The 13,651-nt window shown below is 72.3% G+C and carries 16 protein-coding genes and 1 riboswitch; of the genes, 8 read left to right on the top strand and 8 right to left on the bottom strand.

What is annotated here, in order from left to right:
- Window positions 1-2: 2 nt before the first annotated feature.
- Entirely contained in the window at window positions 3-251 is a 249-nt protein-coding gene (locus AB0D99_RS20260; RefSeq protein ID WP_362363609.1) for a (2Fe-2S)-binding protein, read from the top strand.
- Window positions 252-266: 15 nt separating this feature from the next.
- Here the strand turns inward: AB0D99_RS20260 and bfr are convergent, their stop codons facing one another.
- On the bottom strand, window positions 267-743 hold the full coding sequence (gene bfr / locus AB0D99_RS20255) for a bacterioferritin (protein WP_362363606.1): 477 nt from the start codon (window positions 741-743) through the stop codon (window positions 267-269).
- Window positions 744-919: 176 nt separating this feature from the next.
- On the opposite strand from bfr, the gene AB0D99_RS20250 reads away from it, so the two are divergent.
- Window positions 920-1,552 carry a sulfite oxidase-like oxidoreductase gene (locus AB0D99_RS20250; RefSeq protein WP_362363602.1) on the top strand — a complete coding sequence of 211 codons (633 nt, stop codon included), beginning with the start codon at window positions 920-922 and terminating at the stop codon, window positions 1,550-1,552.
- Window positions 1,553-1,580: 28 nt separating this feature from the next.
- Here AB0D99_RS20250 and AB0D99_RS20245 read toward each other — a convergent pair whose 3' ends face one another.
- The 6 genes from AB0D99_RS20245 to thiO form a co-directional block, all read right to left on the bottom strand.
- Window positions 1,581-2,171, bottom strand: coding sequence for a DUF4396 domain-containing protein (locus AB0D99_RS20245; RefSeq protein WP_362363599.1), 591 nt, complete (start codon window positions 2,169-2,171; stop codon window positions 1,581-1,583).
- An 82-nt stretch (window positions 2,172-2,253) separates the two neighbouring features.
- Window positions 2,254-3,105 carry a deoxyribonuclease IV gene (locus AB0D99_RS20240; protein WP_362363596.1) on the bottom strand — a complete coding sequence of 284 codons (852 nt, stop codon included), beginning with the start codon at window positions 3,103-3,105 and terminating at the stop codon, window positions 2,254-2,256.
- A gap of 6 nt (window positions 3,106-3,111) precedes the next feature.
- Window positions 3,112-5,025 carry a Stk1 family PASTA domain-containing Ser/Thr kinase gene (gene pknB / locus AB0D99_RS20235; RefSeq protein WP_362363593.1) on the bottom strand — a complete coding sequence of 638 codons (1,914 nt, stop codon included), beginning with the start codon at window positions 5,023-5,025 and terminating at the stop codon, window positions 3,112-3,114.
- A 147-nt stretch (window positions 5,026-5,172) separates the two neighbouring features.
- Complete coding sequence (locus AB0D99_RS20230; RefSeq protein WP_362363590.1) at window positions 5,173-5,967, bottom strand: thiazole synthase; 795 nt, start codon at window positions 5,965-5,967, stop codon at window positions 5,173-5,175.
- Between the two features lie 5 nt (window positions 5,968-5,972).
- Window positions 5,973-6,185 (bottom strand): sulfur carrier protein ThiS, encoded by a 213-nt coding sequence (thiS, locus tag AB0D99_RS20225; RefSeq protein ID WP_362363587.1) that lies wholly within the window; start codon window positions 6,183-6,185, stop codon window positions 5,973-5,975.
- Complete coding sequence (gene thiO / locus AB0D99_RS20220; protein WP_362363584.1) at window positions 6,182-7,348, bottom strand: glycine oxidase ThiO; 1,167 nt, start codon at window positions 7,346-7,348, stop codon at window positions 6,182-6,184. Before thiO ends, thiS begins: the two co-directional genes overlap by 4 nt.
- Window positions 7,346-7,458: riboswitch (TPP riboswitch) on the bottom strand. It overlaps the preceding gene by 3 nt.
- A gap of 54 nt (window positions 7,459-7,512) precedes the next feature.
- Between thiO and AB0D99_RS20215 the strand changes: the two genes are divergently transcribed.
- From AB0D99_RS20215 to AB0D99_RS20190, 6 genes are all read left to right on the top strand, one after another.
- On the top strand, window positions 7,513-7,854 hold the full coding sequence (locus tag AB0D99_RS20215) for a hypothetical protein (protein WP_362363581.1): 342 nt from the start codon (window positions 7,513-7,515) through the stop codon (window positions 7,852-7,854).
- Between the two features lie 28 nt (window positions 7,855-7,882).
- Window positions 7,883-9,097, top strand: a complete 1,215-nt coding sequence (locus AB0D99_RS20210) for an FAD-dependent oxidoreductase (protein WP_362363578.1) — start codon at window positions 7,883-7,885, stop codon at window positions 9,095-9,097.
- A gap of 44 nt (window positions 9,098-9,141) precedes the next feature.
- On the top strand, window positions 9,142-9,507 hold the full coding sequence (locus AB0D99_RS20205) for an Rv2175c family DNA-binding protein (RefSeq protein ID WP_362363575.1): 366 nt from the start codon (window positions 9,142-9,144) through the stop codon (window positions 9,505-9,507).
- 85 nt (window positions 9,508-9,592) lie between these two features.
- Window positions 9,593-10,243, top strand: coding sequence for a thiamine phosphate synthase (thiE, locus tag AB0D99_RS20200; RefSeq protein WP_362363572.1), 651 nt, complete (start codon window positions 9,593-9,595; stop codon window positions 10,241-10,243).
- A 141-nt stretch (window positions 10,244-10,384) separates the two neighbouring features.
- Window positions 10,385-11,302: a methylenetetrahydrofolate reductase [NAD(P)H] gene (gene metF, locus AB0D99_RS20195; protein WP_362363569.1), complete on the top strand. Its 918-nt coding sequence runs from the start codon at window positions 10,385-10,387 to the stop codon at window positions 11,300-11,302.
- A 51-nt stretch (window positions 11,303-11,353) separates the two neighbouring features.
- Entirely contained in the window at window positions 11,354-12,157 is an 804-nt protein-coding gene (locus AB0D99_RS20190) for a hypothetical protein (protein WP_362363566.1), read from the top strand.
- Window positions 12,158-12,172: 15 nt separating this feature from the next.
- Here the strand turns inward: AB0D99_RS20190 and AB0D99_RS20185 are convergent, their stop codons facing one another.
- Window positions 12,173-13,606 (bottom strand): NAD(P)/FAD-dependent oxidoreductase, encoded by a 1,434-nt coding sequence (locus AB0D99_RS20185; protein WP_362363564.1) that lies wholly within the window; start codon window positions 13,604-13,606, stop codon window positions 12,173-12,175.
- Window positions 13,607-13,651 lie beyond the last annotated feature (45 nt).

Here is a 13,651-nt window from a genome sequence, read left to right as displayed (position 1 = left end):
AGGTGAACCGCGTGTACGTCTGCTCATGCTTCGGCGTTACGGAGAAGCAGGTCAAGGAGCACGCCGACGCGGGCGCCTGCACGCCTCGCCAGATCGCCTCCGCCTGCAAGGCGGGAACCGACTGCGGTTCCTGTGTGCGACGCATTCAGGCCATTCTCGGGCGCGGCAACTGCCCCCGCCGCGAGCTCCTGGACCAGGGGATGCCGGCTCTGGCGCCGTCGGCGCCCGAGGAGCTCTCCGAAGCCGCGTAGAGCCGCTCGGAGCCCCTAGCTCGGCTGCTCGATGAGGGTCGAGATGTACAGCGCCTCACCCAGGTTCTCGATGAGGTCCAGCTGGGTGTCGAGGTAGTCGATGTGGTGCTCCTCGTCGGCCAGGATCTCCTCGAAAAGGTTCGCCGAGGTGATGTCCCCCTTGGCGCGCATGACCTCGATGCCACGCTTGAGGCGGTCGATCGCCTCCACCTCCACCTGGCGGTCCGCCTCAAACATCTCCTTGATCGTCTGGCCGACCCGTACGTGGAAGAGCCGCTGGTAGTTGGGCAGACCGTCCAGCATCAGGATGCGTTCGGTGAGCTTGTCCGCGTGCTTCATCTCATCGATGGACTCTTCGCGGGTGTACTTGGCGAGCTTGGTCCAGCCCTTGTTGTCCTGGATGCGGTAGTGCAGCCAGTACTGGTTGATGGCCGTCAGCTCGCCGGTCAGCTGCTCGTTGAGGAACTCGAGGACCTCGGGGTCGCCCTGCATCGCAGAGGCTCCTTCCACGCATGTCTAAGTCGTGACTGGGCAGGATGGCGGCATCCTTGCACCACGGATGGGGGGCGTCCAGTAAGTGCAGGCTTAGTGGGGCTTGCCCTGAATCACGCTGGTGTGCGAGGTTGGCTGGTCATGACCACCCCTCGCGGTCTGTCACCATGGATGACATGGGTCAGCCGGAGAGCGGAGTACACCGGGAAGCAGGGCAGTCGGATCTTCCGCCGGGGCAACGGCTGCAGCGAGGCTGGCCGGTCACCCACTACGGCCCCGTCCCCAAGTTCAAGCCCGATCGCTGGGAGTTCCGGGTCTTCGGGGCGACGGCGGACGGCGACAAGCGGTGCTGGAACCACGAGGAGTTCTCGGCCCTTCCGTTCTCGACGGTGGTGGCCGATCTGCACTGCGTCACGAAATTCAGCATGATCGGGGCCGAATGGGGCGGGGTGCCCGCCCGGACGATCCTGGAACTCGCCCCTCCGGCCGCCAACGTCACGCATGTGATGGTCTGGGCCGAGTACGGCTTCAGCGCGAACATGCGGCTCTCCGACTTCGCCTCGGAGGGCTCGATCTTCGCCACCCACAAGGACGATGAACTGCTCACCGCCGAGCACGGTTTCCCGCTGCGCCTCGTGGTGCCCCATCTGTACGCCTGGAAGGGTCCCAAGTGGGTCCGGGGCGTGGAGTACATGACCGCCGACCGCCGTGGCTTCTGGGAGGAGCGCGGCTATCACAACATCGGCGATCCGTGGACCGAGCAGCGCTACTCCTACCAGGAGGAGCCCGGGGACGGCCCGGAGCTGTAGCGCCCGGGCCGTCCTCTCGTGAGCGGTCTCAGTGGTGGTAGCGGTGGACCACCGCGTGGCCCTTGCCGCGGCCGATCATCCACTTGTTGACGGGTGTGGTGACCAGGAAGGCGACGAGGAAGGCGAAGGTCAGGGCGCCCCAGAACAGCGCGTCCGCGAGGTGCGCGTCCATCGCTCCGGGGACCAGCAGCAGCACGCCGTTGTCGACGACCTCCATCACGGTGATGGAGATCGTGTCGGCGGCGAGCGCGACGCCGATGGCGGCCTTCAGGCTCAGGCCGGCGCGGATGACGGCCCACAGGGTCAGCGAGTAGCCGAAGAGGAAGGCCAGGGCGATGGCGAGGGCCATCGTCGGGGCGTTGCCCCAGCCGAGCGCGGTGCCGATGATCATGCCCAGGATCTCGCCGATGGCACAGCCGGTGAGGCAGTGGAGGGTGGCCTTCGCCGCCATCGACCAGCTCACCTTGCCGGAGGCGTGCCTCTGGTGGCCGCCGTGCTCGCCGTGACCCTCGTGGCCGCCGTGCTCGCCGTGACCCTCGTGGGCGGCGGCGTCCTGGTGGCCTCGGTGCGTGGCGTGGTCGTGCGCGGAGTGGTGGTGTGCGTGCGCCTCGTGCTCCATGGGGTCCCCCAATGACCGGTGGCGGTTCCTGCTGCCTTCACAGGAACCGTATACCCCCCTGGGGTATTCCTCAACGGGAAACTCAGCCTCTGAGCTTCTTCAGCCGCTCCACGTCCGCGACGTGCCCCTCCTTCCCGCCCGGGGTCTCGATGATCAGCGGGACGCCCTCCGTCGCGTGGTGCCGCATGAGCTCGCGGAACGGCTCCTCGCCGATGTGGCCCGACCCGATGTTCGCGTGCCGGTCCTTGTGTGCGCCGACGACGTCCTTGGAGTCGTTGGCGTGGATGAGCTTCAGCCGCCCCTCGCCGACCACCTCCACCAGCCGGTCGAGCGTCTGCGTCATGCCGTGCGGACCGGTCAGATCGTGGCCCGCGGCGAAGATGTGGCAGGTGTCCAGGCAGATGCCGAGCTTCGGATGGCGGTCCAGCGCCTCGAAGTACGGGCCGAAGTCCTCCGCGCGGGAGCAGAGCGAGAACCCCTGCCCGGCCGTCGACTCGAGCAGCAGGTACGGGTCGTCCGGGTGGGTCAGCTCGTCGAGAAGCGGCCGCATCCGCTCCCGTACCTGCGTCAGCGCCTCCGCCCTCGGCCGGCCTCCCGTCGCGGACCCGGTGTGCACCACCACGCCCTTCGCGCCGATCTCCCGGCCCCGGCGCAGCGAGTGCCGCAGCGACTCGACCGACCTGTCGACGGTGGCCTCGGTGTGCGAGCCGAAGTTGATCAGGTACGGGGCGTGGACCCAGGCGGACAGCGACTCGGCCTCGCACCCGGCGCGGAACAGCTCGTCCTGGGCCGGATTGCCCACGGGGGTGGCCCAGCCGCGCGGATTGGCGACGAAGACCTGCACGGTCTCCGCGCCCAGCTCGCGGGCGTAGCCCAGACCGACCGTGGCGAGGCCGCCGGCCACGGGGACATGGCCGCCGACGGGGTTGCGCATCAGTTCTTACAGTCCCTTGATCGTGATCGTGACGGTGGAGCCCTCGGGGGCGGTGGAGCCGCCCTCCACGGACTGGCCCGAGACCTTGTCGCCGAGGAAGGGGAAGGTCTTCTCCACCTTCACCTCGAAGCCCGCGCCTTCCAGTGTCTCGCGCGCGGAGTCGGTGGACTCGCCCACGACGTCGGGGACCGCGACCATCCGCGGGCCCTTGGAGACGGTGAGGACGATCCGGTCGCCCTGAGCGGCGCGGCTGCCCTCCGCGAGGGACTGGGCCGCGACGGTGCCGGCCGCCTCGGGGGAGTGGACGCGCTCGGTGGCGACCTCGACCTTGAGCCCGGCCTCCCGCAGCGTGTTCCGGGCCTCGTCCACCGACTCGCCCGCCACGTCCGGGACGTCGATCGGGGCGCCCTTGCTGACGACCAGGGCCACGGCCGAGTCCGGGCTGCGCTCGGTGCCCGGCTCGGGGTCGGAGCCGATCACGGCGCCCTGCGCGATGTCCTGGCTGAACGCCCTGGTGATCACACCCGGGGCCAGCCCCTCCTTCGCCAGGAGCCGCTTGGCCTCCGCCAGCGGCTTCCCCTTCAGGTTCGGGACCTTCACGATCTGCGGGCCGCGGGAGATGGTGAGCGTGACCGTGCCGTTGCCCCGGATCCGCTCTCCGGAGGCGGGGTCGGCGGCCATGACCGTGCCGCGCTCGTACACGTCGCTGAAGGCGCGCTTCGTCGTACCGACGTCGAGCCCGGCGTCCCTGAGCCGCTCGGTGGCCTGCTGCTCGCTCTGGCCGAGGACGGCCGGTACGCGGGTGAACTGGCCGGAGTTGATGTACCAGACGCCCGTGCCGAGTCCGAGGACGAGCAGGACGGCGGCCAGGACGAGCAGGGGGCCGCGGGGCCGACGGGGAGCGCGCCGGGACTCCGGCCGGGGCGGCTCCGGCGGCGGCATCGTCAGCCGGCTGGTGTGCTGCACCGGCTGCCCCGCCTCCGCCGGCAGGGTCCTCGGGATGACGCTGGTCCGGTCCTCGGCGCCCGTGGCCTCCTCCCGGAGCGCCTGCGGCGGGACCGCGTCCAGCTGCTCGTCCGTGAGCGCCGAGCGGGCCTCCCGGGTCAGGGCCAGGAGAGCGACGGCGTCGTAGGGGCGGATGTCGGGGTTGCGGGCGGTTGCGGTCGCCACCAGCTCGTCCAGTTCGAGCGCCAGCCCGGGGACGGCCGCGGACGGGGCCGGGACGTCGGTGTTCAGATGCTGGTACAGGACCTGAGCGGGGGTGTCGCCGGAGTGCGGCTTCCCGCCCGTCAGCATCTCGTACAGGACCACACCGCAGGCGTACACGTCGGCGCGGGTGTCCGCCGTGCCGTGCTCGATCTGCTCGGGGGCGAGGTACGAGACGGTGCCGAGGACGGAGCCGGTGGTGTTGGTGGCCGAGCCCACGGCGCGTACGAGACCGAAGTCGGCGACCTTGACCCGGCCGTCGTCCCCTATCAGGACGTTCTCCGGCTTCATGTCCCGGTGCACGAACCCGGCCCGGTGCGCGGCGCCCAGAGCGGCCAGCACGGGCTCCAGGATGTCGAGCGCCGCCCGGGGCTGGAGCGCCCCGCGCTCGCGCAGCACGTCGCGCAGGGTGCACCCGGCGACGTACTCCATCGCGAGGTAGACGTACGCGCCGTCCGCCCCCTGGTCGAAGACCCCGACGACGTTCGGGTGCGAGAGCCGCGCCACGGACTTCGCCTCGCGGATGAACCGCTCCACGAAGGTGGCGTCGGTGGCGAGGTCGGGGTGCATCACCTTGAGCGCGAGCACCCGGTCGAGCCGGGTGTCGACGGCCCGGTAGACCGTGGCCATCCCGCCGACGGCGACGCGCGCGTCGACGCGGTAGCGGTCGTCGAGCAGCTGCCCGACGAGGGGGTCATGAAGGGTCGTGTCCACGGCCTTGAGTTTACGAGCCGGTGAGGACACCCCGTCCCCACCGGCCGTCACCGCAGCACACCTGTGACGCGCGGACCCGTCCACCGGGCCCCGGATGGCCGGCCGCCGCAGCCCACCCGTGACGCGTGGACCCCGCTCCGGCGGGGCTCAGAACGCCGGCCGCTCCGGGTCCAGGGCCGCGCGGCCCTCGGCCGGGGACGACGCCTCCGCGAAATGGCGGCGCGGGATCCGGCCCGCCCGCCACGCCAGACGGCCCGCCTCCACCGCGTGCCGCATGCCCTCCGCCATCAGCACCGGCTCCTGCGCCCGGGTCACCGCCGACGCCAGCATGACCGCCGCGCACCCCAGCTCCATCGCCAGGGCGGCGTCCGAGGCCGTGCCCGCCCCCGCGTCCAGGATCACCGGCACCCCCGCCCGCTCCACGATCAGCTGGAAGTTGTGCGGGTTGCGGATCCCGAGCCCGGAGCCGATCGGCGAGCCGAGCGGCATGATCGCCGCGCATCCCACGTCCTCCAGCTTCCGCGCGAGGACCGGGTCGTCGTTGGTGTACGGCAGCACGGTGAAGCCGTCGTCCACCAGCGTCTCCGCCGCGTCGAGCAGCTCGATCGGATCCGGCAGCAGGGTCCGCTCGTCGGCGACGACCTCCAGCTTGATCCAGTCGGTGCCCAGCGCCTCACGGGCGAGCCGCGCCGTCAGGACGGCCTCGCCCGCCGTGAAGCAGCCCGCGGTGTTCGGCAGGACACGGATGGAGAGCCGGTCGAGGACGGACAGGACCGAGCCCTGGACGGTCGGGTCGAGGCGCCGCATGGCGACGGTGGTGAGTTCGGTGCCGCTGGCGATCAGGGAGCGTTCGAGGACGTCCAGGCTCGGGGCGCCGCCCGTGCCCATGATCAGACGCGAGGAGAACTCCGTACCGCCGAGGAGGAAGGTGTCGTCGGACATCGTGCTCAGCCCCCCTGCACGGCGGTGAGGACCTCGACCCGGTCGCCCTCGCCGAGGAGGGTCGCGGACCACTGGCTGCGCGGCACGACCGTCTCGTTGACGGCCGCGGCCACGCCGGACGGGGCCGGCGTCAGCGTCGCGACCAGCGCGTCGAGGGTCGTGGGCGCGGCGAGGACACGTGCCTCGCCGTTGACGGAGACGTTCGTCGGGACGTTCATACGGGCTGCTCCTGACGTACGGGGGCGAAGCGGCGGGGAGTGAAGGGGCGGGCCTCGTCCGGAAGCACGCCGGTGGTGAGGAGGTCGGCCATCACGTCGCCGGTGACGGGGGTGAGCAGGACCCCGTTGCGGTAGTGCCCCGTCGCCAGCCGCAGGCCGGGCAGGGCGGTCGGGCCGAGCAGCGGCGCGTTGTCCGGGGAACCGGGCCGCAGCCCCGCGCGGGTCTCGGTGAGCGGCAGCTCGGTGATGCCCGGCACCAGCTCGTGGGCGTCGCGCAGCAGCTCGTAGACCCCGCCCGCCGTGACGGTGGTGTCCCAGCCCAGTTCCTCGCTGGTCGCGCCGACCACCAGCTCGCCGTTCTCGCGCGGCACCAGATAGACGTGGCTGCCGCGCACGACGGCCCGGACGGTCCGTGACAGGAACGGTGCGTACGCCCGCGGCACGCTCAGCCGCAGCACCTGCCCCTTGACGGGGCGCACGGGCGGCAGCACCTCGTCGGGCACACCGGCGAGCCGGCCGCTGAGGCTGCCGGCGGCCAGCACGACCTGGTCCGCTTCGAGTGCCTCGCCCCCGGCGAGCAGCGCGCCCGCGGCCCGGTCCCGCGCGACCGTCAGCCGCTCCGCGAGGGACCGGTGGAAGACGACCCCGGCCCGCTCGCAGGCGGTGACCAGCGCGGAGGCGAGCCGGCGCGGATCGACCTGGTGGTCGCCGTCCACCCGCAGGCCGCCGCGTACGCCCGGGGCCAGCATCGGCTCCAGGCGGCGGCAGTCACGGCCGCTGAGCCACTCCGACTCCAGGCCGCAGCGGGTCTGCAGGGCGTGCAGCTCGCGCAGGTGCGCCCGGTCGTCGGCGTCGAGCGCGACGGCGAGCGTGCCGCAGGCGCGGTAGCCCACGTCGTCTCCGGTGGCGTCCCGGAGTTCGGCGACGAAGTCGGGATAGCGGCGCGCGGAGGCGAGGTTGAGGGCGAGCAGGGTCTCCTCGCCGTAGTGGAGCTCGGTGACGGCGGCCAGCATCCCGGCCGCCACGCGGGCGGCCCCGCCACCCGGCTCGGGATCGACGACGGCGGTGCGCAGCCCGCGCTGCGCGGCCCGCCAGGCCGTGACCAGGCCGATGATTCCGCCCCCGATGACGAGAACGTCCGAGGTACTGCATGTACGCGACATGGGCGTCCAGCCCCTCCCTTCGCCGGCATGACCCGGATCAGGTTCGTACGGTCGGAGGCCGGCCAGCCTCCCTCTCAGCCCGGTGCGTCCGGGCTCCCGCGAGTGCTCTACGTTGACGGTCAGACTAACCCCCGCCCCCGACGCCCAGTAAGGGAGCCTCCGCCGTGGCGAAATCCCTGGACGGACTCGTCCTCGCCCCCGTCGCCGACCAGGCCCCCGGCCAGGTGGGTACGAGCACCCGGTTCACGTACCACGAGGAGGACGGCCGGATCTGGGCCGAGTACGCGGGCGGGGACGTGGTCCGGGGGAACCTCGTCGGCACGCGCGCGGGGGACCGGCTCGACTTCCGCTACGTCCAGCTGAAGCGGGACGGATCCACCTCTTCCGGGCATTGCGTCTCGACCGTGGTGGAGCTGCCGGACGGGCGCGTTCGGCTGGAGGAGAGCTGGGCATGGGAGTCGCAGGAGGGCTCCGGAACCAGTGTGGTCGAACAGCTGCCTTCCTGACGGTGCGTCAGATGCGTAAGGTGATCGGGTGAGCGAGCAGAAGCAGGCACAGCAGCGAGTCGTGATCGTGGGCGCCGGCATGGCGGGGGTACAGACCGCGGTCGCCCTGCGCGAACAGGGCTTCACCGGCCGTGTCGTCCTCATCGGGGCCGAGCCGCACCAGCCCTACGACCGGCCGCCCCTCTCCAAGGCCGTCCTCCTCGGCAAGGCCGAGGACTCCGCCTTCGACGTCGACTTCGAGGCCCTCGCCATCGACCTGCGCCTCGGTCTCGACGTCACCGGGCTGCGCGCCGAGGACCACGAGGTCGACACCGAGGCAGGACCCGTCCCGTACGACGTCCTGGTCCTCGCCACCGGCGCCGAGCCCGTCACCCTGCCCGGCACCGAGGGCGTCCCCGGAGTCCACCTGCTGCGCACCCTCGACGACGCCGCCCGCCTGGGGCCCGTCCTGGAACGGCGTCACGACATCGTGGTGGTCGGCGCCGGCTGGATCGGCGCCGAGTTCGCCACCGCCGCGCGCGAGGCGGGGTGCGCCGTCATCGTCGTCGAGGCCGCCGACCGCCCGCTCGCGGGCGTGCTGCCCGCCGAGGTCACCGCCCCGATGGCGCGGTGGTACGAGGAGAGCGGAACCGAACTCCTCACCCACGCGCGCGTGGCCACCGTCGAGCCCGGCACGGTCGTCCTGACCGACGGCCGCCGGCTGCCCGCCGAGGCGGTCGTCGTCGGCATCGGCGCCCGCCCGGCCACCGGCTGGCTCGCCGAGTCCGGCATCGCCCGCGACGCGGACGGCTCCGTCACCGCCGACGAACGGCTGCGCACCTCCCTGCCCGACGTGTACGCCGTCGGCGACTGCGCCTCCTTCCCCTCCGCCCGCTACGGCCGCCGCCTCCTGGTCCACCACTGGGACAACGCCCTCCAGGGGCCGCGCACGGTCGCGGCCGACATCATCGGCGAGGCCCCCGGGCCGTACGACCCGGTCCCGTACTTCTGGTCCGAGCAGTTCGGCCGGTTCGTGCAGTACGCGGGGCACCACGAGGGAGACACCGAACTGCTCCGGCGCGGCGACCCGGCCGGACCCTCCTGGTCCGTGCTCTGGCTGCGGGACGGCGCCCTGGTCGCCCTGCTCGCCGTGGGGCGCCCCCGCGACCTGGCCCAGGGCCGCAAGCTGATCGAGTCGGGCACCCGGATCGACCCCGAGCGTGCCGCGGACCCGTCCGTCCCCCTGAAGGCGGCAGTCCTGTAGGGCTCGACTACCGGCTGTCGGTCCGGGATGGCAGGCTTGTCCACGTGACCGAGATTGACGCAAAGACCGATGCTCTCGTCCCCGCCTGGCTCTACCTCCCCGACATCGCGGACATGCTCGATGTCGAGGTGACGCGCGTGCGGCAGCTGGTCAAGGAGGGCCAGCTCATCGCCGTCCGCCGCGGTGAGAACAAGGCTCTTCAGGTGCCCGCCGCCTTCATCGACGGCGACAAGGTGGTCAAGGGACTCTCCGGGACCCTCACCCTCCTGAAGGACGACGGCTTCACCGACGAAGAGATGCTGGAGTGGCTCTTCACTCCCGACCCGAGCCTGCCGGGCACCCCCGCGCAGGCCCTCAGCGAGAATCGCGGCACGGAGGTGAAGCGCCGCGCCCAGGCGCTCGCCGTCTGACGCACCGAAGACACCACAGAGGTTCCGCGGGGCCGGGCACGCCCCGGCCCCGCGGAACCACCGCAACCAACGGGGGGAAGCACCCATGTCCACGCCTCGCGAGCAGCTCGCCGACGCCCGGCTCTACCTGTGCACGGACGCCCGCAGGCGGCAGGGAGACCTGCCCGCCTTCCTCGACGCCGTGCTCTCCTCCGGCGTGGACATCCTCCAGCTCCGCGACAAGGGCATGGAGGCGGGCGAGGAGCTGACGCACCTCGCCGTCCTCGCCGACGCCTGCCGTCGCCACGGCAAGCTGCTCGCGGTGAACGACCGTGCCGACGTCGCCCACGCCATCGGCTCCGACGTCCTGCACCTGGGCCAGGGCGACCTGCCGGTGCCCGCCGCCCGCGCCATCCTCGGCGAGGAGCTGCTGATCGGCCGTTCCTGCCACGGCGAGTCCGAGGTGGACGCGGCCGCCGCCGAACCCGGCGTGGACTACTTCTGCACCGGCCCCTGCTGGCCCACCCCGACCAAGCCCGGGCGGTACGCGCCCGGCCTCGGCCTGGTGCGCTACGCGGCGGCGCTGGAGCAGGACCGGCCCTGGTTCGCGATCGGCGGGATCGACGAGACCAATCTGGACGAGGTCCTGGACGCGGGAGCCCGCCGGATCGTGGTCGTCCGGGCGATCACCGAGGCCGACGACCCGGCCGCGGCGACGGCCCGGCTGGCGAAGCGGGTCCGCGAGCGCTCGGCGTGATCTCCCCGCCGCAGCCGGCCGACGGCGCCCCTTTCGGCGCAATGTCCGAAGGCCGGACCCGCCCCTTGGACGTTGTCCAAAAACGTGTCCATTCCTCGGACGCGGCTTCGTCGGCCGTGTGACCCCGTCTAACCTGCCGGTATGGCCCTTGGTACCGCTTCCACCCGCACGGACCGTGCCCGCACGGTCCGCGAGATCCTCGCCGACGGCAAGCCCTCGTACTCCTTCGAGTTCTACGCGCCCCGGACCGAGAAGGGCGAGCGGAGCCTCTGGAACGCCCTGCGCAGAGTCGAGGCGGTCGGCCCGAGCTTCGTGTCGGTGACCTACGGCGCCGGCGGCTCGACCCGCGGCGGGACGGTCAAGGCCACCCAGAAGATCGCCGGTGACACCACCCTCACCCCGGTGGCCCACCTCACCGCGGTCGACCACTCCGTCGCCGAGCTCCGCAACGTCCTGGGTCAGTACGCGGACGCGGGCATCCGGAACATGCTGGCGCTCCGCGGCGACCCGCCGGGCGATCCGCTGGGGGAGTGGATCGAGCACCCCGAGGGTGTGCGCTACGCCGCCGACCTCGTCCGGCTGATCAAGGAGTCCGGCGACTTCTGCGTGGGCGTCGCCGCCTTCCCCGAGATGCACCCCCGCTCGGACGACTGGGACACGGACATCCGTCACTTCGTGGACAAGTGCCGTGCCGGCGCCGACTACGCGATCACGCAGATGTTCTTCGATCCGGACAACTACCTCCGGATGCGCGACAGCGTGGCGAAGGCCGGCTGCGAGACCCCGATCATCCCCGAAGTCATGCCCGTTGTGAACGTCAAGACCCTCGACCGGCTGCCCCAGCTGAGCAACGCGCACTTCCCGGCCGATGTGAAAGAACGCATCCTCGCCGTCAAGGACGACGCGGCCGCTGTACGCTCCATTGGCATCGAGTTCGCGACGGAGTTCTGCGCGCGTCTGCTCTCCGAGGGTGTCCCCGGACTGCACTTCATCACGCTGAACAATTCCACCGCGACGCTGGAGATCTACGAGAATCTCGGACTGCACGTGCAGTCGTGACCGGCGTACCCGCCCCAGACCCGCGGCGGTGGCCGTAGGAGAGGGGCGGGCATGGGGTGGACGGTCCTCTACATCGCGTTCGGCGTTGTCGCGTTGTGGCTGCTGGGTGAGGTGCTCCTGCAGTACAAGGCGCGCCTGCGCTGGCGGGTGCTCGCCTTCTGCGGCTTCCTGGGCGTCGTCCTCGGCGTCCTCATGCCCTCGGTCGCGGTGATCATCGCGGGGGCGATCGCCTTCGCCGTCGGACAGACCTATGTGACCCTCTCCTTCCGCCGCGGCTTCTCCACCGGCTGGGCCATCGGCGGAAGCCCGGGCGCGAGCCGCCGCCGCAGGTCGTCCGCGCCCGCCGAGACGGGACCCACCCTGGAGGTCAGCGACCTCTCCTACGAGCAGGCCGAGCCCCCGGCCGCCGAGACCACCGCGATCTACGAGCCCCAGCCGATGGACGAGGACACCGGCCAGTACGGCGTCTACGACACCTCGTACGGCCGGGATCACGACCAGGCCCAGCAACAGCCCGCCTACACCGCCGGATACGACGGCTACGGCCACGGGTACGAGCAGCCCGCGTACCAGCCCGCCTACGAGCAGCAGGGCTACGACTACGGCAGCGGCCAGCAGCAGTACGCGGCCTACTCCGACCCGTACATCGGCCCGGGGACGGACGGCCAGCAGTACGCCTCGTACGACTACGGCACCGGCCAGCAGCAGTACGCCGACCCCTACGCGGCCTCCTACGGCTACGACACCCCGCCCGGCGGCGTGTGGGTGCCCCAGCAGCGCGACAACGAACAGCCCGCCCCCCAGCAGGGGCAGGAGCACTACGGTTACGGCAACGACCAGCAGTACCGGTACTGACCGCCCCGAGGCGGCTCAGCGCGAACCGCGGAAGTCCGCGCCCTCCACGATCAGCCCGGCGACGAGAGCACCGGACATCCCGGCGTGGGCGAGCCCGCCGCCGGGGTGCGACCAGCCGCCGGCGAAGTGGAGCCCGGGGATCGGGGAGCGGTTGGCGGCGGGCAGGAACAGCCCGCGACCGCCCCCGAGCGCCGGTCCCGGCACCTCCCGCGCACCCGTCTCCCGCAGCGTGTCGTCCGGCGTGCGGACCTCCTGCCAGAGCAGCCGCTCACGCAGCCCGGGAACGGCCGCCTCCGCCGCCGCCACCATCTCTCGCGCGATGTCCGCCCAGTCGTCCTCCGGGTCCAGCCCCACCGTCGCCGTGACGGTGACCGACTCGTGGCCGTCGTCGGGGCGCAGCGCGGGGTCGTCGGCCCGGAGCACGGTCACCGTGGGACGGTCCCCGCGCGCGTGGACGACCGTGCGGTGGACGGCGCCCGCCTCCCGGCCTCCGCGCAGTGCCAGGCAGACCGTCACCCGGCCCGTGAGGACCGTCGGGTACCGGGGCCGGTCGTCCTGGCGCTCCCAGGTCACGACCTGCTCCCGGTGGAGCGCGGGGAGGGGCGCGCCCGCGACGACGTGGTCCGCCTCGACGAACTCCCCGCCCTTCAGCCGGACCCCGGCCGCCCGGCCGTCCTTCTCCACCACCTCGTCGACGGCGGTGTCGAACACGAACTCCACCCGCCGCTTCCGGCACCGCTCGTACACCGCGTCCGCGAGCGCCCGGATGCCGCCGCTGACGTACCAGGTCCCGAAGGTCTGCTCCATGTACGGCAGGACGGCGGCCGCCGCCGGGGCGGTGGCCGGGTCGAAGCCGTGGCTCCAGGCGTAGGAGTCGAGGAGTGCGGCGAGCCGCGGGTCACGCAGCTCGCGGGCGCCGATCTGCGCCAGCGTGGTCGTGGGGCGGCGCAGCAGCCCCGCCTTCAGGGCGGGGTACGGCTCACGGCCCAGGGCCGAGGGGTCGGCGGGCTGAGGCTCCTCCAGGAGCGGGCGACGGGTGCGGTCCCACGCCTCGCGGGCCCGGACCAGGAAGTCGCCCCAGCGCTCGCCCGCGCCGGCGCCGAGCGCCGCGTCCAGCGCCGAGACCGTGCCCGCGCGCGAGGCGTTCGGCAGGTCCACGCGGGTGCCGTCGGCGAAGACATGACGGCTCGCCGGGTCGACCTGCGCCAGCCCGACGCACTCCTCCAGCGGCTCCTTGCCGGTCTTGACGAACAGATCGCGGTAGACCGCGGGCAGATGCAGCAGCCCCGGGCCGGTGTCGAAGCCGAACCCGTCCCGCTCGAAGCGGCGCACCGCGCCGCCGTACGTCCCGCCTGCCTCGTACACCGTCACCCGGTGGCCCGCCACGGCCAGCCGGGCGGCCGCCGCCATGGCGCCGAGCCCCGCGCCGATCACCACAATCCGTGCCATGTCGTCGACCTTATCCGGCCCCTCCGACAGCACCGGGGGCCAGGT

The organism is Streptomyces sp. NPDC047971, assembly GCF_040653355.1.
GTDB lineage: Bacteria > Actinomycetota > Actinomycetes > Streptomycetales > Streptomycetaceae > Streptomyces.
The sequence above is the reverse complement of the archived record's forward strand: the minus strand, read 5'-3'. Positions and strand labels throughout refer to the sequence as shown.